This window comes from Roseomonas gilardii, from assembly GCF_001941945.1.
GTDB lineage: Bacteria > Pseudomonadota > Alphaproteobacteria > Acetobacterales > Acetobacteraceae > Roseomonas.
On record NZ_CP015583.1, the window covers coordinates 3,011,080 to 3,025,845 of the forward strand.

Here is a 14,766-nt window from a genome sequence, read left to right on the forward strand (position 1 = left end):
CAGACGCTCCTCAGAACGACAGCCCGCCCTCGCGGGCGCCGTCCGCCAGGGCCTTGACCCTGCCATGGTAGAGATAGGGGCCGCGGTCGAAGACCACCGCCGAGACACCGGCCGCGATGGCGCGCTCGGCCACCAGCTTGCCGATGGCGGTCGCCGCATCGACATCCGCCCCCGTACGGGCGCGCAGGTCCTTCTCGAGCGTCGAGGCGGCCGCCAGGGTGCGGCCCGCCTTGTCGTCGATCACCTGCGCATAGATGTGCCGGCCGGAGCGGTAGATCGACAGGCGCGGACGCCCACCGGCCTTCTGCCGCAGCTGGAAGCGGAGCCGGGACCGGCGCCGCGTCTGGAGTGCGAGCTTGCGCATCACTTCTTCTTACCCTCCTTCCGGAGGATGACCTCGTTGTCGTAGCGGACGCCCTTGCCCTTGTAGGGCTCGGGACCACGATAGGCGCGGATCTCGGCGGCCACCTGGCCGACCCGCTGCTTGTCCGCACCCTCGACCTTGATCGCCGTGGGGCGCTCGGTCGTGATCTTGATCCCTTCCGGGATCGCGTAGCGGATCTCGTGGCTGTAGCCGAGGTTCAGCACCAGATCCTTGCCCTGGACCGCCGCACGGTAACCCGTGCCGGTGATCTCCATGGACTTGGAGAAGCCGGTGGAGACGCCCGTCACCATCCCGTTGATCAGCGAACGCGTGGTGCCCCACAGCGTGCGCGACCGCCGGTCCTCGCCCTTGGGCGAGACAGTGACGGAACCATCCTCGATCTTCACTTCCACCGCATCCGTGACGACCGGCAGACGCAGCTCGCCGAGCTTGCCCTTGGCCACCACGACGCCGTCCTGCAGGGCGACGGTGACGCCGCTCGGGACGGTGACGGGATACTTGCCGACGCGTGACATGGGGTCGGCCTCCTCAGAACACGCGGCAGAGGACTTCGCCGCCAACATTGGCAGCGCGGGCCTCATTGTCGCTCATCACGCCGCGAGGCGTGGACAGGATGGAAACGCCGAAGCCGTTATAGACCTTCGGCAGCTCCTTGATCTTCGCGTAGACGCGGCGGCCCGGCTTGGACACCCGGTTGATCTCCTTGATCACCGGCTCGCCCTCCGAATACTTCAGCTCGATGTTGAGGATCTTCACGCCGGGGCGCACGTCCTCGGAGCTGTAGCCACGGATATAGCCTTCGCGCTTCAGGACATCCAGCACGTCGGCGCGCAGGCGCGACGCGGGAGACACGATGCGGCTCTGCCGCGCGCGCTGACCATTGCGGATGCGGGTGAGCATATCACCCAGCGGATCGGACAGGGACATCGATCCTCCGCCTTACCAGGAGGCCTTCACGAGCCCGGGAATCTGGCCAACGGAGGCCAGGTCACGGAGCGCGTTACGGCTCAGCTTGAACTTGCGGTAGTTCCCGCGGGGACGGCCAGTCAGCTCGCAGCGCAGGCGGACGCGCACCTTGGCGCCATTCCGCGGCAGCTGCGCGAGCTTCAGGGTGGCCTCGAAACGCTCCTCGACGGGCGCCTCGCGGTCCATCACCAGAGCCTTCAACGCCGCACGCTTCTCCGCGTGCAGCGCCGAAAGCTTGGCGCGCCGGTTGTTCTTCTCGACAGCCGAAGTCTTGGCCATGCGATCTTATCCTCCAGAACCTGGCCCCACCCGTCCCCCGCCAACCGGGAAGGGAACGGGCCGGGCCGGTTTTCCGAGATTAATTGGCGAAAGGCAGCTCGAAGGCCTTGAGAAGGGCCTTGGCCTCCTTGTCCGTCTTGGCCGTGGTCACGAACTGGATGTCCATGCCACGCACCGCCTCGACCTTGTCGTAGGCGATTTCCGGGAAGATGATCTGCTCCTTCAGGCCCATGGCGAAGTTGCCACGGCCGTCGAAGCCACGGTTGCCGGGCAGGCCGCGAAAATCGCGGACGCGCGGCAGCGCGATCGTCACCAGACGGTCCAGGAACTCGTACATCCGGGCACGGCGCAGCGTGACCTTGCAGCCGATTGCCTGCCCCTCACGGATCTTGAAGCCCGCGATCGCCTTCTTGGCACGGGTCTTGACCGGCTTCTGGCCAGCGATGGCCATCAGGTCGGCCACGGCAGCGTCCAGCTTCTTGCTGTCGCCGGCCGCTTCGCCAACACCCATGTTGATGACGATCTTGGAGAGCTTCGGCATCTCCATGACGTTCTGGTAGGCGAACTGCTCCTGCAGGGCCTTGCGCACCACTTCGTTGTAGTGGCGCTGCAGGCGCGGCAGCTCCTTCTGAGTGTCGCTCATGCGTCGAGCACCTCGCCGGAGGCCTTGGCCACCCGGACCTTCTTGCCGTCCACGTCCTTGAAGCCGACGCGGGTCGGCTTGTCGGACTTCGGATCGATCAGCGCCAGGTTGGAGAGGTGGATCGTCGCCTCCTTCTCCTGGATGCCACCCGGCTGGTTCATGCCCTGCGGCTTGAGGTGCCGCTTGACCATGTTCACGCCCTGGACGATCGCGCGGTTGTCCTCGGGGATCACGCGCAGCACTTCGCCGCGCTTGCCCTTGTCGGAACCGGTGATCACCTGGACGCGGTCACCCTTGCGGATCTTCGCGGCCATTACAGCACCTCCGGAGCCAGGGAGATGATCTTCATGTACCGGCGGGCGCGCAGCTCGCGCACCACCGGACCGAAGATACGCGTGCCGATCGGCTCGCCCTGCTTGTTGATCAGGACGGCCGCGTTGTTGTCGAAGCGGATGGCCGAGCCATCGCCACGCCGCACGGGATAGGCCGTGCGGACGATGACGGCGCGATGCACCTCGCCCTTCTTCACCTTGGCACGGGGAATGGCGTCCTTCACGGACACCACGATGATATCACCGACAGAAGCCGTCTTGCGCTTGGAACCGCCCAGCACCTTGATGCACTGGACCTTCCGCGCGCCGGAGTTGTCGGCGACGTCGAGGTTGGATTCAACCTGGATCATGCCGCAGCCGTCTCCGCCGTCGGGGCAGCCTCGAAGCCGGCGGGACGGGCGACGTCCTCACCGTTGCGCGCGACCACCAGCCAGCTCTTGCGCTTGCTGATGGGGCGGCACTCCTCGATCCGCACGGTATCGCCTTCCTTGCACAGGTTGGCGTCGTCGTGCGCCGCATAGCGGCCCGAGCGCTTGATGAACTTCTTGTAGAGCGGATGCATGACACGACGTTCGACGAGGACGGTAACCGTCTTATCGCCCTTGTCGCTCACGACCCGCCCGGTGAGGACTCGCTTCGGCATCGCCGGGGTCTCCTCGTCAGGCCTTCTTGTCCGCCTGGGCCGACTGGCCCAGCACGGTCTTCACGCGGGCGATGTCTCGCCGCACCGCGCGAATACGCGAAACCGCCTCCAGTTGTCCAGTGGCACGTTGGAAGCGGAGGTTAAACTGCTCTTTCCGGAGATCGAGCAGCATCGCCTTCAGCTCGTCCGGGCTCTTCGCCCGGACATCTGCGATCTTGGTCATGTCTTTACGCCTCGGCGCCCAGACGCGCCACGAACTTCGTCTTGATCGGCAGCTTCGCCGCGCCAAGGGTCAGCGCCTCGCGGGCCGTCTCCTGGCTGACGCCATCGATCTCGAACATGATGCGACCCGGCTTGATGCGGGCCACCCAGTACTCGGGCGCGCCCTTGCCGGAGCCCATGCGGACCTCGGCAGGCTTGGTCGAGACCGGAACATCCGGGAAGATCCGGATCCAGACGCGACCCTGGCGCTTCATGGCGCGGGTAATGGCGCGACGGGCCGCCTCGATCTGGCGGGCCGTCACTCGCTCCGGCTCCAGGGCCTTCAGGCCAAAGCCGCCAAAGGACAGGGTGAACCCGCCCTTCGCCAGACCATGGATGCGACCCTTATGGGCCTTGCGGAACTTCGTGCGCTTCGGTTGCAGCATGATTCATCCCGCCTCAGCGCTGAGGCGCCTGCTCCGCGGCGCGCTTGTCCTGCGCCATCGGATCATGAGCCAGAATTTCACCCTTGAAGATCCAGACCTTGACACCGCAGGTGCCGTAGTTGGTCTTCGCCGTCGCCGTGCCGAAGTCGATGTCGGCGCGGAGGGTATGCAGGGGCACGCGGCCCTCGCGGTACCATTCCATGCGCGCGATCTCGGCCCCGCCCAGGCGGCCGCCGCAGTTGATGCGGATGCCGCCGGCACCCAGGCGCATCGCGGACTGCACGGCGCGCTTCATGGCGCGCCGGAAGGCCACGCGGCGCTCCAGCTGCTGGGCGATGCTTTCGGCGACCAGGGTCGCGTCGATCTCGGGCTTGCGGATCTCCATGATGTTCAGGGAGACCTCGGCCCCAGCGAGCTTCGCCAGGTCCTTGCGCAGCACCTCGATGTCGGCGCCCTTCTTGCCGATCACCACGCCCGGACGGGCGGCATGGATCGTGACGCGCGGCTTCTTGGCCGGACGCTCGATCACGATGCGCGACACGCCGGCGCCCTTCAGGCGCTCCTTCAGCTTCGTGCGAAGCTTCAGGTCATCGTGCAGCATCTTGGAATAGCCCGCATCGGCGTACCAGCGGCTGTCCCAGGTGCGGTTGATGCCCAGCCGCAGCCCGATCGGGTTGACTTTGTGACCCATGTTACGCGGCCTCCTGCTGCGGCGCGGTATCGGCCACCTGCTGCTCCGCCACCACGATGGTGATGTGGCTGAACCACTTCTCGACGCGCGACGACCGGCCACGGCCACGCGCATGGAAGCGCTTCATGACAACAGCGCGGCCGACCTCGGCGCGGGACACCACCAGACGGTCAACGTCCAGCTGGTGGTTGTTCTCCGCGTTCGCGATCGCGCTCTCCAGCGTCTTCTTGACCGTGTCGGTGATCCGGAACTTGGAGAAGGTCAGGATCGCCACCGCGTCCTGCGCCTTCTTGCCACGGATCAGGCCGGCGGCCAGATTCAGCTTGCGCGGCGAGACCCGGATGTTCCGGGTGGTCGCCATGGCCTCGGTCTCACCGAGGCTCCGCTCATGCTTCGGCTTGCTCATCTCAGCCCCGCTTCGCCTTCTTGTCGGCCGAGTGGCCGGTGAAGGTCCGCGTCGGCGAGAATTCGCCGAACTTGTGGCCGACCATGTTCTCGTTGACCTGCACCGGGATGAACTTCTTCCCGTTGTAGACCCCGAAGGTCAGGCCGACGAACTGCGGAAGGATCGTGCTGCGGCGGCTCCAGATCTTGATGATCTCGTTCCGTCCCGACGCACGCGCCGCATCCGCCTTGTTGAGCAGGTAGCCGTCGACGAACGGCCCCTTCCAAACACTGCGAGCCATCTAATCAGCCCTTCGTCGCGTTGCGCCGGCGAACAATCAGATTGTTCGTCCGCTTGTTGGTGCGGGTCTTGTAACCCTTCGTCGGCTTGCCCCACGGGGTAACCGGGTGACGGCCGCCCGAGGTCCGGCCTTCGCCACCGCCGTGCGGATGGTCGACCGGGTTCATGACCACGCCGCGGTTGTGCGGGCGACGGCCAAGCCAGCGGGAGCGACCGGCCTTGCCGATCTGCTGGTTGCTGTTGTCGGGGTTGGACACGGCGCCGATCGAGGCCATGCACTCCGCCCGCACCAGCCGTAGCTCACCCGACATCAGCTTGATCTGGGCATAGCCCGAATCCTTGCCGACCAGCTGCGCGTAGGAACCCGCGGAGCGGGCCATCTTCGCGCCGGCGCCCGGCTTCAGCTCGATGCAGTGGATGATCGTGCCGACCGGAATGGCCGACAGCGGCATCGCATTGCCTGGCTTGATGTCGGCGCGCTGGTCGGAGACCACCGTGTCGCCGGCCTTCAGCCGCTGCGGCGCGATGATGTAGGCCAGCTCGCCGTCCTGGTACTTCAGCAGCGCGATCCAGGCGGTGCGGTTGGGATCGTATTCCAGCCGCTCGACCGTCGCGGGAACACCGAACTTGGTGTTTCGCTTGAAGTCCACATAGCGATAGGTCTGCTTGTGTCCGCCACCACGGAACCGAACAGTCGTACGGCCGTGATTGTTGCGGCCGCCCGACTTGCTCTTGCCCTCGGTGAGCTGCTTGACGGGCGCGCCCTTCCACAGCTCGGACCGGTCCACCAGCACCGTCCCGCGCAGGGACGGGGTGACCGGATTGAAGTTCTTCAATGCCATGGCTTACGCGAGCCCCGTCGTGAGGTCGATGGACTGGCCCTCGCCGAGCTTGACCATCGCCTTCTTCCAGTCCGAACGCACCCCGGGACGACCCTTGAAGCGCTTCGTCTTGCCCTTGACCACCACGGTGTTCACGGCCTTCACCGTCACACCGAACAGGCCCTCAACGGCGGCCTTGATCTCGGGCTTCGTCGCCTCGAGCGCCACCTTGAAGGTCACCTGGCCCTGCTCGTTCAGGGCGGTCGCCTTCTCCGTCACCAGCGGCGCCAGCACGACCTGGTACATCCGCTCGCGCCCGATCACCGGGCGCTTGGCCTTTTCCTGCGTCTCGCTCACGCCAGCCGCTCCTTCAGCGCCTCGACCCCAGCCCGCGTCACCGCGAGGATGTCGTGGTTGAGGATGTCGTACACGTTGGCGCCGACCGTCGGCATGACCTGGACCTTGGGCAGGTTGCGCGCGGCGCGCACGAAGCCCTCGGCCGGGGTCGCATCGACCACCAGCGCGCTCGCCCAGCCCAGCGCCTTGACCTGCTTGGCCAGCTGCGCGGTCTTGGCCGCTTCGGCCGGCACGTCGATCACGACGAGCTTGCCGTCACGGGCCTTCTGGCTCAGCGCCGAGATCAGGCCCAGGCGGCGGACCTTCTTGTTCAGGCTGTAGCCGTGGTCGCGGACGACCGGACCATGCACGACGCCACCGGTGCGGAACTGCGGCGCACGGAGCGAGCCCTGACGGGCATTGCCGGTCCCCTTCTGGCGATAGGGCTTCTTGGTGGTCCCGGAGACCTCCCCCATGCCCTTCACCTTGTGGGTACCCGCACGTCGCTTCGCGAGCTGCCAGTGCACCACGCGCGCCATGATGTCGGACCGCGGAGTGGCTCCGAAGAGCTCCTCCGGCAGCTCGATCTCGCCGGCTTGGCCGTTATCGAGAGTGATAACCTTCACTTGCATCGCTTCTATCTACCTTTACGCCGGATAGGGCGCGTCGGCGTGGCGCGCGCGCTTCACGGCGTCACGAACCATCACCCAGGCCCCCGCGGCGCCGGGCACGGAGCCCTTCACCAGCAGCAGCCCCTTCTCCGCATCGACACCCGCCACCACTAGGTTCTGGGTGGTGATGCGCTCGACACCGAGATGGCCGGCCATCTTCTTGTTCTTGAAGGTCTTGCCCGGATCCTGGCGGTTACCCGTGGAACCGTGCGAGCGGTGGCTGATCGATACGCCGTGCGACGCCTCGAGACCACGGAAGTTCCAGCGCTTCATCGCACCGGCGAAGCCCTTGCCCTTCGAGGTCGCGGTCACGTCGATGCGCTGACCGGCAACGAAGTGCGACGGCGTCAGCGAAGCGCCCGCCTCCAGCACCGCGTCGGCAGCGACGCGGAACTCCACCAGCTTGGCCGGCGCTTCCACGCCGGTCTTCGCGAAGTGGCCCTTGTTGGGCTTGGAGACGTTCTTCACCTTCGCCTTCCCGGCGCCGATCTGAAGGGCGACATAGCCGTCCTTCTCCTCGGTGCGGGTCGACACCACGCGCACATCGTCGACATGCAGCACGGTCACGGGGACGGTCGAGCCGTCCTCGTTGAACAGCCGGGTCATGCCCAGCTTCTTGGCGATCAGGCCGGTGCGGCCGTTAGTGGCGGCCATGGCAGCTCTCCTCCCGGCCTTAGATCTTGATCTCGACGTCCACGCCCGAGGCGAGGTCGAGCTTCATCAGCGCGTCCACGGTCTGCGGGGTGGGGTCGACGATGTCCAGAAGGCGGCGATGAGTCCGGATCTCGAACTGCTCGCGCGACTTCTTGTCCACGTGCGGGGAACGGTTCACGGTGAACCGCTCGATATGCGTGGGCAGGGGGATCGGGCCCCGCACCCGCGCGCCGGTCCGCTTCGCGGTGTTCACGATCTCCCGCGTGCTGCCATCCAGCACGCGGTGATCGAACGCCTTGAGGCGGATGCGGATGTTTTGCGCGTCAGCCACGATGCATCACTTCTCGATGGAGGCGACGACGCCGGCGCCGACGGTGCGGCCGCCCTCGCGGATGGCGAAGCGCAGGCCCTGGTCCATGGCGATCGGCGCGATCAGCTCGACGTCCATCGCCACGTTGTCGCCCGGCATCACCATCTCCACGCCTTCCGGCAGCTTCACCACGCCCGTCACGTCGGTCGTGCGGAAGTAGAACTGCGGACGGTAGTTCGTGAAGAACGGCGTGTGCCGGCCACCCTCTTCCTTGGTCAGGATATAGGCCTCGGCCTTGAAGCGCGTGTGCGGCGTGATCGAGCCGGGCTTGGCCAGCACCTGCCCGCGCTCCACGTCCTCACGCTTCGTGCCACGCAGCAGCGCCCCGATGTTGTCCCCCGCTTCGCCGCTGTCCAGCAGCTTGCGGAACATCTCCACACCCGTGACCGTCGTCTTGACCGTGTCCTTCAGGCCCACGATCTCGACTTCCTCGCCCACCTTCACGATGCCCCGCTCCACGCGGCCCGTCACCACCGTGCCGCGCCCCGAGATCGAGAACACGTCCTCGATCGGCATCAGGAACGGCAGGTCCTTCGGACGCTCCGGCTGCGGGATGTAGCGGTCCACTTCCGCCATCAGCTCCAGGATCGCCTGCTCGCCGATCTCGGGCGTCTTGTCTTCCAGCGCCGCCACCGCCGAGCCCTTGACGATCGGAATGTCGTCGCCCGGGAACTGGTAGGAGGACAGCAGCTCGCGCACCTCCATCTCCACCAGCTCCACCAGGTCAGGATCCGCCAGGTCCATCTTGTTCAGGAACACCACCAGCGCCGGCACGCCCACCTGCCGCGCCAGCAGGATGTGCTCGCGCGTCTGCGGCATCGGGCCATCGGCCGCCGACACCACCAGGATTGCGCCGTCCATCTGCGCCGCACCCGTGATCATGTTCTTCACGTAGTCGGCGTGGCCAGGGCAGTCCACGTGCGCGTAGTGACGGTTCGCCGTCTCGTACTCCACATGCGCCGTCGAGATCGTGATCCCGCGCGCACGCTCCTCCGGCGCCTTGTCGATCTGGTCGTACGCCGTGAACGACGCTCCACCAGACTTCGCCAGCACCTTCGTGATCGCCGCCGTCAGCGACGTCTTGCCGTGGTCAACGTGCCCGATCGTGCCGATGTTGCAGTGCGGCTTGTTCCGCTCGAACTTCGCCTTCGCCATGGTCGTGTCTCTCTAAAGATCGGGTGTGTGTTACCAGCGGTAGTGGCTGAAAGCCTTGTTGGCTTCGGCCATCCGGTGGGTGTCCTCACGCTTCTTCACGGCGGCGCCGCGGTTGTTGGCCGCGTCCATCAACTCGCCGGAGAGGCGCTCCTCCATCGTGCTCTCACCGCGCTTGCGCGCGGACTCGATCAGCCAGCGGATCGCCAGGGCCTGACGGCGCTCCGGACGAACCTCCACCGGCACCTGGTACGTGGCACCACCGACGCGGCGCGAACGCACCTCGACGGCCGGCTTCACGTTATCCATCGCCTCATGGAACACGCGCAGGGGGTCCGCATTGGCGCCAGCGCGGCGCTTCAGCGTGTCCATCGCCGCATAGACGATGCCCTCGGCGGTGCTCTTCTTACCATCATACATCAGCACGTTCATGAAACGGCTGAGGACGATGTCGCCGAACTTCGGGTCCGGCAGGACTTCGCGCTTTTCTGCGCTGTGACGACGAGACATCTCTCAGCCCCTTACTTCGGACGCTTCGCGCCGTAGAGCGAACGCCGCTGACGACGCTTCGCGATGCCCTGCGTGTCGAGCACGCCGCGCAGGATGTGGTAGCGCACGCCCGGAAGATCCTTCACGCGGCCGCCACGGATCAGGACCACGGAGTGCTCCTGCAGGTTGTGCCCCTCGCCGGGGATGTAGCTCACCACCTCGTAGCCGTTGGTCAGGCGAACCTTCGCCACCTTACGGAGCGCGGAGTTCGGCTTCTTCGGCGTGGTGGTGTAGACGCGAGTGCAAACACCCCGCTTCTGCGGGCAGCCCTGCAGCGCAGGAACCTTGTTGCGGCTCGGCTTCGGCTCGCGCCCCTGGGCGATGAGCTGGTTGATCGTCGGCATGACGCCCCTTCGTGAACCCGTCCCAGTGGCCGCCAGCCCCGCCATGCGAGCGGGCCCGACAGAGCGCGATCCTTCGCACCCCTCGGGCCACCATCCCACCCCCGAACTTCGCCCCCAGCACAGGGCAGCCTCGGCGGCGCAGAGCTGTCGTCCAAGAACAAAACCTTCGAGGCCCGTAAGCCCCGTCGAGGGGCGGAGACCTACCCCTCCCCCCCTCCAGAGTCAAGCAAGAACGCCCCGAAACGCACAGGGCCGGGACCCGAAGGTCCCGGCCCTGCCATGCATGGAACGCGGTTGCCCGGCTTTTACTCGGCCGCTTCCTGGCTCCCGCCCGTCAGGGCCGGAGTCGAGACCGGCAGGCGGCCCTTGTCCCGCTGCGCGGCGAGCGCCCGCAGCCGGTTCATCACCGAGCCCGTGCCCGCCGGGATCAGGCGGCCCACGATCACGTTCTCCTTCAGGCCCGCCAGGGTATCGACCTTGCCGGCCACCGCCGCCTCGGTCAGCACCCTCGTAGTCTCCTGGAAGGAGGCCGCGGAGATGAAGGAGTTGGTCTGCAGGCTCGCCTTGGTGATGCCCTGCAGCACCGGCTCGGCCCGGGCGGGCCGCTCCTTCGCCCGCAGGCGATGCTCGTTCTCGATGTCGAACTCGATCCGGTCCACCTGCTCCCCGATCAGGTAGGTGGTGTCGCCCGGCTCCAGGATCTCGACCTTCTGCAGCATCTGGCGAACGATCACCTCGATGTGCTTGTCGTTGATCTTCACGCCCTGGAGCCGATAGACGTCCTGGATCTCGTTCACGAGGTAGTTGGCCAGCGCCTCGACACCCAGCACCCGCAGGATGTCGTGGGGCACGCGGGGACCGTCCACCAGCGGATCGCCGGCCTTGACGTAGTCGCCCTCCTGCACCGAGACGTGCTTGCCCTTCGGCACCAGATACTCGCGCTCGATCGGAGCCTCCCCGTCGGGCACGTCCTGCTTCACGATGATCCGGCGCTTCGCCTTGTAATCCTTGCCGAATTCCACCCGGCCGTCGATGTCGCTGATGATTGCGGCATCCTTCGGCCGGCGGGCCTCGAACAGCTCTGCCACACGCGGCAGACCGCCGGTGATGTCGCGGGTCTTGGAGGATTCACGCGGCAGGCGGGCAATCACGTCGCCGGCATGCACCGTCGCGCCATTGTCCACCGACAGGATCGTATCGGGCGAAAGGAAGTACCGCGCCTCGGCCCCGTTCGGCAGCTTCACCACCCCGCCCTTCTCGTCCTTCAGGATGAGACGGGGGCGCAGATCGGCCTTGGAGGAGGCCTTGTAGTCCACCACCACCTTGGAGGAGAGGCCAGTCACCTCGTCCTGCCGCTCGACCAGGGTGATGCCCTCGATCAGGTCGGCATATTCGACGAAACCCGCCCGCTCGGTGATGATCGGCAGGGTGAACGGGTCCCACTCGGCCAGCTTCTGGCCGCGCTGGACCTGCGCCCCCTCCGCCACCAGGATGCGCGAGCCGTAGGGCACGCGGAACCGCGCGCGCTCCCGGTTCTGGCCGTCCACGAGCACGATTTCGCAGTTGCGGCTCATCACCACCGGCGCGCCCTGGCTGTTCTCCACCACCGCGAGGTTGGTGATCCGCACCGTGGCATCGGTCGTGGCCTCCACCGCCGACTGCTCCGCCCCACGCTGGGCGGCGCCGCCGATGTGGAAGGTGCGCATGGTCAGCTGCGTGCCCGGCTCGCCGATCGACTGGGCCGCGATCACGCCGACCGCCTCTCCCACGTTCACCGGCGTGCCGCGCGCCAAGTCACGGCCATAGCAGTGGCCGCAGACGCCGGAACGGCTGTCGCAGGTCAGGACGGAGCGGATATAGACCTCCTCCACCCCGGCCTTCTCGATCCGGTCGGCGAGCGCCTCCTCGACCAGCATGTTCCGCTCGGCCAGAACCTCGCCCGTGTCCGGGTGCACGATCTCGCGCTGCACCGTCCGACCCAGGATCCGCTCGGACAGGGAGGACACCACCTCGCCACCATCCATCACGGCCCGCACGGTGATGCCGCGCTCGGTGCCGCAATCGATGTCCACGATGATGCAGTCCTGCGCCACGTCCACCAGGCGGCGCGTCAGGTAGCCCGAGTTCGCGGTCTTCAGGGCGGTGTCGGCCAGGCCCTTGCGGGCGCCGTGGGTGGAGTTGAAGTACTCCAGCACCGACAGGCCTTCCTTGAAGTTCGCGATGATCGGCTGCTCGATGATCTCGCCCGAGGGCTTGGCCATCAGGCCCCGCATGCCGGCGAGCTGGCGCATCTGGGCCGGCGAACCGCGGGCACCGGAATGCGACATCATCCAGACCGAATTGGTCGGCGTGCCGGCCTCCTGCTTGGAGATCTCCTTCATCATGGCGCCCGCCACCTCCTCGGTGGCCCGCGACCAGGCGTCGACGACCTTGTTGTAGCGCTCACCCGCGGTGATCAGGCCGTCGAGGTACTGTTGCTCGAACTCCTTCACCTCGGCCTTGGTGCGGTCGATCATCTCCCCCTTGCTGTCGGGGATGACCATGTCGTCCTTGCCGAAGGAGATGCCCGCCTTGGCCGCGTTGCGGAAGCCCAGGCCCATCAGCCGGTCGGCGAAGATCACGCTCTCCTTCTGGCCACAGTGACGGTACACCGCGTCGATCACGTCGGAGACGTTCTTCTTCGTCAGCTGCCGGTTCACCAGCGAGTAGGGCAGGTTCGGATGCAGCGGCAGCAGCGCGCCGATCATCATCCGGCCCGGGGTGGTCACCACCCGCTCCTTCACCACCGACCCGTCCGGGCGCATCGTCTTGCGCCGCGCCAGGATCTTGGTGTGCAGCGTGATGCTGCCGGCCGCCAGGGCCTGCTCCAGCTCGCCCAGATCGGCGAAGACCGGCGGGCCGGCCTTCACCAGCCGCCCCTGCGCGTCATACTCGGCCTTGTCGGCCGAGGCGCGGAACTCCGGCGTCTCCAGGCTCAGATAGTAGATGCCGAGCACGATGTCCTGCGACGGCACGATGATCGGCTTGCCGTTCGCGGGGCTGAGGATGTTGTTGGTGGACATCATCAGCACGCGCGCTTCCAGCTGGGCCTCCAGGCTCAGCGGTACGTGCACGGCCATCTGGTCGCCGTCGAAGTCGGCGTTGAAGGCGGTGCAGACCAGCGGGTGCAGCTGGATCGCCTTGCCCTCGACCAGCGTCGGCTCGAAGGCCTGGATGCCCAGGCGATGCAGCGTCGGCGCCCGGTTCAGCATCACCGGGTGCTCGCGGATCACCTCCTCCAGGATGTCCCAAACCTCGGGACGCTCCTTCTCCACCATCCGCTTGGCGGCCTTGATGGTGGTGGCGTGGCCATACTTCTCCAGCTTCGAGTAGATGAAGGGCTTGAACAGCTCCAGCGCCATCTTCTTCGGCAGGCCGCACTGATGCAGCTTCAGCTCGGGACCGACCACGATCACCGAACGGCCGGAGTAGTCGACGCGCTTGCCCAGCAGGTTTTGCCGGAAGCGGCCCTGCTTGCCCTTCAGCATGTCAGAGAGCGACTTCAGCGGGCGCTTGTTGGCGCCCGTGATGGCACGGCCGCGGCGGCCGTTGTCGAACAGCGCATCCACCGCCTCCTGCAGCATGCGCTTCTCGTTGCGCACGATGATATCGGGCGCGCGCAGCTCGATCAGCCGCTTCAACCGGTTGTTGCGGTTGATGACGCGGCGGTACAGGTCATTCAGGTCGGAGGTCGCGAAGCGGCCACCATCCAGCGGCACCAGCGGGCGCAGCTCGGGCGGGATCACCGGGACGACGTCCAGGATCATCCATTCCGGACGCGCGCCGCCCTCGGCGAAGCTCTCGATCAGCTTCAGCCGCTTGACGTACTTCTTGCGCTTGGCCTCGGAGGTCGTCTCCTTCAGCTCGGCGCGCAGCGTCGCGCTTTCCTTGCCCAGGTCGATGCCGGTCAGCATCTGCTTGACCGCCTCAGCCCCGATGCCGACCGAGAAGGCGTCCTCGCCGAACTCGTCCATCTTGTTCTGGTACTGGTCCTCGGTGAGGAGCTGGTGCAGCTTGAGGTCGGTCAGACCCGGCTCCAGCACCACATAGGACTCGAAGTAGAGGACCTTCTCCAGCTCCTTCAGCGACATGTCGACCATCAGGCCGACGCGGCTGGGCAGCGACTTCATGAACCAGATATGCGCGACCGGGCTGGCCAGCTCGATATGGCCCATGCGCTCGCGGCGCACCTTGGCCAGCGTCACCTCGACGCCGCACTTCTCGCAGATGATGCCGCGGAACTTCATCCGCTTGTACTTGCCGCACAGGCACTCGTAGTCCTTGATCGGACCGAAAATGCGCGCGCAGAACAGCCCGTCCCGCTCGGGCTTGAAGGTGCGGTAGTTGATCGTCTCGGGCTTCTTGATCTCGCCATAGGACCAGGAGCGGATCTGCTCCGGCGACGCGATGGTGATCTTGATCTGGTCGAAGCTCACAGCCTGGCCGGTCTGGCCAAGGATCTTCATCAGCTCGTTCATGGGCCTTCCTTCTCGTCCAGCCTGCGGTGACGGGGGCACACCACCGCGAAATCAGCGACCGGCCCCGCTGGCGGGGGCCGG

At 66.5% G+C, this 14,766-nt stretch carries 22 protein-coding genes; all 22 read right to left on the reverse strand.

The window, feature by feature from the left end; translation table 11 throughout:
• Positions 1–10 precede the first annotated feature (10 nt).
• Positions 11–364, reverse strand: a complete 354-nt coding sequence (rplR, locus tag RGI145_RS13810) for a 50S ribosomal protein L18 (RefSeq protein ID WP_027281262.1) — start codon at positions 362–364, stop codon at positions 11–13.
• Entirely contained in the window at positions 364–900 is a 537-nt protein-coding gene (gene rplF, locus RGI145_RS13815) for a 50S ribosomal protein L6 (protein ID WP_027281261.1), read from the reverse strand. The genes rplR and rplF overlap by 1 nt, the downstream gene beginning before the upstream one ends.
• A 13-nt stretch (positions 901–913) precedes the next feature.
• The gene (rpsH, locus tag RGI145_RS13820; protein WP_027281260.1) at positions 914–1,312 is read right to left on the reverse strand and encodes a 30S ribosomal protein S8; all 399 of its coding nucleotides are present in this window, start codon (positions 1,310–1,312) and stop codon (positions 914–916) included.
• A 12-nt stretch (positions 1,313–1,324) separates the two neighbouring features.
• Entirely contained in the window at positions 1,325–1,630 is a 306-nt protein-coding gene (gene rpsN, locus RGI145_RS13825; protein ID WP_027281259.1) for a 30S ribosomal protein S14, read from the reverse strand.
• Positions 1,631–1,709: 79 nt separating this feature from the next.
• A complete protein-coding gene (gene rplE, locus RGI145_RS13830) occupies positions 1,710–2,273 on the reverse strand; it encodes a 50S ribosomal protein L5 (protein WP_037225233.1) in 564 nt (187 codons plus the stop codon).
• Positions 2,270–2,587: a 50S ribosomal protein L24 gene (gene rplX / locus RGI145_RS13835; protein WP_027281257.1), complete on the reverse strand. Its 318-nt coding sequence runs from the start codon at positions 2,585–2,587 to the stop codon at positions 2,270–2,272. Before rplX ends, rplE begins: the two co-directional genes overlap by 4 nt.
• On the reverse strand, positions 2,587–2,955 hold the full coding sequence (gene rplN / locus RGI145_RS13840; RefSeq protein WP_019459492.1) for a 50S ribosomal protein L14: 369 nt from the start codon (positions 2,953–2,955) through the stop codon (positions 2,587–2,589). The genes rplX and rplN overlap by 1 nt, the downstream gene beginning before the upstream one ends.
• Positions 2,952–3,248, reverse strand: coding sequence for a 30S ribosomal protein S17 (gene rpsQ, locus RGI145_RS13845; RefSeq protein ID WP_027281256.1), 297 nt, complete (start codon positions 3,246–3,248; stop codon positions 2,952–2,954). The genes rplN and rpsQ overlap by 4 nt, the downstream gene beginning before the upstream one ends.
• Before the next feature lie 16 nt (positions 3,249–3,264).
• Positions 3,265–3,471, reverse strand: a complete 207-nt coding sequence (rpmC, locus tag RGI145_RS13850) for a 50S ribosomal protein L29 (RefSeq protein ID WP_019459494.1) — start codon at positions 3,469–3,471, stop codon at positions 3,265–3,267.
• A gap of 4 nt (positions 3,472–3,475) precedes the next feature.
• Positions 3,476–3,895, reverse strand: coding sequence for a 50S ribosomal protein L16 (rplP, locus tag RGI145_RS13855; protein ID WP_019459495.1), 420 nt, complete (start codon positions 3,893–3,895; stop codon positions 3,476–3,478).
• 13 nt (positions 3,896–3,908) lie between these two features.
• Positions 3,909–4,586, reverse strand: a complete 678-nt coding sequence (gene rpsC, locus RGI145_RS13860) for a 30S ribosomal protein S3 (RefSeq protein WP_019459496.1) — start codon at positions 4,584–4,586, stop codon at positions 3,909–3,911.
• A gap of 1 nt (position 4,587) precedes the next feature.
• Complete coding sequence (rplV, locus tag RGI145_RS13865; protein ID WP_075798814.1) at positions 4,588–4,992, reverse strand: 50S ribosomal protein L22; 405 nt, start codon at positions 4,990–4,992, stop codon at positions 4,588–4,590.
• 1 nt (position 4,993) lies between these two features.
• Positions 4,994–5,272: a 30S ribosomal protein S19 gene (gene rpsS, locus RGI145_RS13870; protein ID WP_019459498.1), complete on the reverse strand. Its 279-nt coding sequence runs from the start codon at positions 5,270–5,272 to the stop codon at positions 4,994–4,996.
• Between the two features lie 4 nt (positions 5,273–5,276).
• On the reverse strand, positions 5,277–6,113 hold the full coding sequence (gene rplB, locus RGI145_RS13875; protein ID WP_026032926.1) for a 50S ribosomal protein L2: 837 nt from the start codon (positions 6,111–6,113) through the stop codon (positions 5,277–5,279).
• Between the two features lie 3 nt (positions 6,114–6,116).
• On the reverse strand, positions 6,117–6,413 hold the full coding sequence (locus RGI145_RS13880) for a 50S ribosomal protein L23 (protein WP_410528000.1): 297 nt from the start codon (positions 6,411–6,413) through the stop codon (positions 6,117–6,119).
• A gap of 32 nt (positions 6,414–6,445) precedes the next feature.
• Positions 6,446–7,060 carry a 50S ribosomal protein L4 gene (rplD, locus tag RGI145_RS13885; RefSeq protein ID WP_075798815.1) on the reverse strand — a complete coding sequence of 205 codons (615 nt, stop codon included), beginning with the start codon at positions 7,058–7,060 and terminating at the stop codon, positions 6,446–6,448.
• Positions 7,061–7,075: 15 nt separating this feature from the next.
• Entirely contained in the window at positions 7,076–7,753 is a 678-nt protein-coding gene (gene rplC / locus RGI145_RS13890) for a 50S ribosomal protein L3 (protein WP_027281252.1), read from the reverse strand.
• A gap of 19 nt (positions 7,754–7,772) precedes the next feature.
• Positions 7,773–8,084: a 30S ribosomal protein S10 gene (rpsJ, locus tag RGI145_RS13895; protein WP_019459503.1), complete on the reverse strand. Its 312-nt coding sequence runs from the start codon at positions 8,082–8,084 to the stop codon at positions 7,773–7,775.
• A gap of 6 nt (positions 8,085–8,090) precedes the next feature.
• Positions 8,091–9,278 (reverse strand): elongation factor Tu, encoded by a 1,188-nt coding sequence (gene tuf, locus RGI145_RS13900; RefSeq protein WP_075798816.1) that lies wholly within the window; start codon positions 9,276–9,278, stop codon positions 8,091–8,093.
• A 30-nt stretch (positions 9,279–9,308) separates the two neighbouring features.
• A complete protein-coding gene (gene rpsG, locus RGI145_RS13905) occupies positions 9,309–9,785 on the reverse strand; it encodes a 30S ribosomal protein S7 (RefSeq protein ID WP_019462399.1) in 477 nt (158 codons plus the stop codon).
• A gap of 11 nt (positions 9,786–9,796) precedes the next feature.
• Positions 9,797–10,168 carry a 30S ribosomal protein S12 gene (gene rpsL, locus RGI145_RS13910; protein WP_019462398.1) on the reverse strand — a complete coding sequence of 124 codons (372 nt, stop codon included), beginning with the start codon at positions 10,166–10,168 and terminating at the stop codon, positions 9,797–9,799.
• A gap of 305 nt (positions 10,169–10,473) precedes the next feature.
• Entirely contained in the window at positions 10,474–14,685 is a 4,212-nt protein-coding gene (gene rpoC, locus RGI145_RS13915; RefSeq protein ID WP_075798817.1) for a DNA-directed RNA polymerase subunit beta', read from the reverse strand.
• Between the last annotated feature and the right edge of the window lie 81 nt (positions 14,686–14,766).

Bases quoted from the DNA above. Each gene is read 5' to 3' on its own strand.
- rpsQ (WP_027281256.1), bottom strand. From the start codon at position 3,248: ATGCCGAAGCGAGTCCTCACCGGGCGGGTCGTGAGCGACAAGGGCGAT.
- rplP (WP_019459495.1), bottom strand. From the start codon at position 3,895: ATGCTGCAACCGAAGCGCACGAAGTTCCGCAAGGCCCATAAGGGTCGC.
- rplF (WP_027281261.1), bottom strand. From the start codon at position 900: ATGTCACGCGTCGGCAAGTATCCCGTCACCGTCCCGAGCGGCGTCACC.
- rpoC (WP_075798817.1), bottom strand. From the start codon at position 14,685: ATGAACGAGCTGATGAAGATCCTTGGCCAGACCGGCCAGGCTGTGAGC.
- rpsS (WP_019459498.1), bottom strand. From the start codon at position 5,272: ATGGCTCGCAGTGTTTGGAAGGGGCCGTTCGTCGACGGCTACCTGCTC.
- rpsC (WP_019459496.1), bottom strand. From the start codon at position 4,586: ATGGGTCACAAAGTCAACCCGATCGGGCTGCGGCTGGGCATCAACCGC.
- rplE (WP_037225233.1), bottom strand. From the start codon at position 2,273: ATGAGCGACACTCAGAAGGAGCTGCCGCGCCTGCAGCGCCACTACAAC.
- rpsG (WP_019462399.1), bottom strand. From the start codon at position 9,785: ATGTCTCGTCGTCACAGCGCAGAAAAGCGCGAAGTCCTGCCGGACCCG.
- tuf (WP_075798816.1), bottom strand. From the start codon at position 9,278: ATGGCGAAGGCGAAGTTCGAGCGGAACAAGCCGCACTGCAACATCGGC.
- rplX (WP_027281257.1), bottom strand. From the start codon at position 2,587: ATGGCCGCGAAGATCCGCAAGGGTGACCGCGTCCAGGTGATCACCGGT.
- rplV (WP_075798814.1), bottom strand. From the start codon at position 4,992: ATGAGCAAGCCGAAGCATGAGCGGAGCCTCGGTGAGACCGAGGCCATG.
- rpsL (WP_019462398.1), bottom strand. From the start codon at position 10,168: ATGCCGACGATCAACCAGCTCATCGCCCAGGGGCGCGAGCCGAAGCCG.
- rplN (WP_019459492.1), bottom strand. From the start codon at position 2,955: ATGATCCAGGTTGAATCCAACCTCGACGTCGCCGACAACTCCGGCGCG.
- rplD (WP_075798815.1), bottom strand. From the start codon at position 7,060: ATGCAAGTGAAGGTTATCACTCTCGATAACGGCCAAGCCGGCGAGATC.
- rplB (WP_026032926.1), bottom strand. From the start codon at position 6,113: ATGGCATTGAAGAACTTCAATCCGGTCACCCCGTCCCTGCGCGGGACG.
- rplC (WP_027281252.1), bottom strand. From the start codon at position 7,753: ATGGCCGCCACTAACGGCCGCACCGGCCTGATCGCCAAGAAGCTGGGC.
- rplR (WP_027281262.1), bottom strand. From the start codon at position 364: ATGCGCAAGCTCGCACTCCAGACGCGGCGCCGGTCCCGGCTCCGCTTC.
- rpmC (WP_019459494.1), bottom strand. From the start codon at position 3,471: ATGACCAAGATCGCAGATGTCCGGGCGAAGAGCCCGGACGAGCTGAAG.
- rpsH (WP_027281260.1), bottom strand. From the start codon at position 1,312: ATGTCCCTGTCCGATCCGCTGGGTGATATGCTCACCCGCATCCGCAAT.
- rpsN (WP_027281259.1), bottom strand. From the start codon at position 1,630: ATGGCCAAGACTTCGGCTGTCGAGAAGAACAACCGGCGCGCCAAGCTT.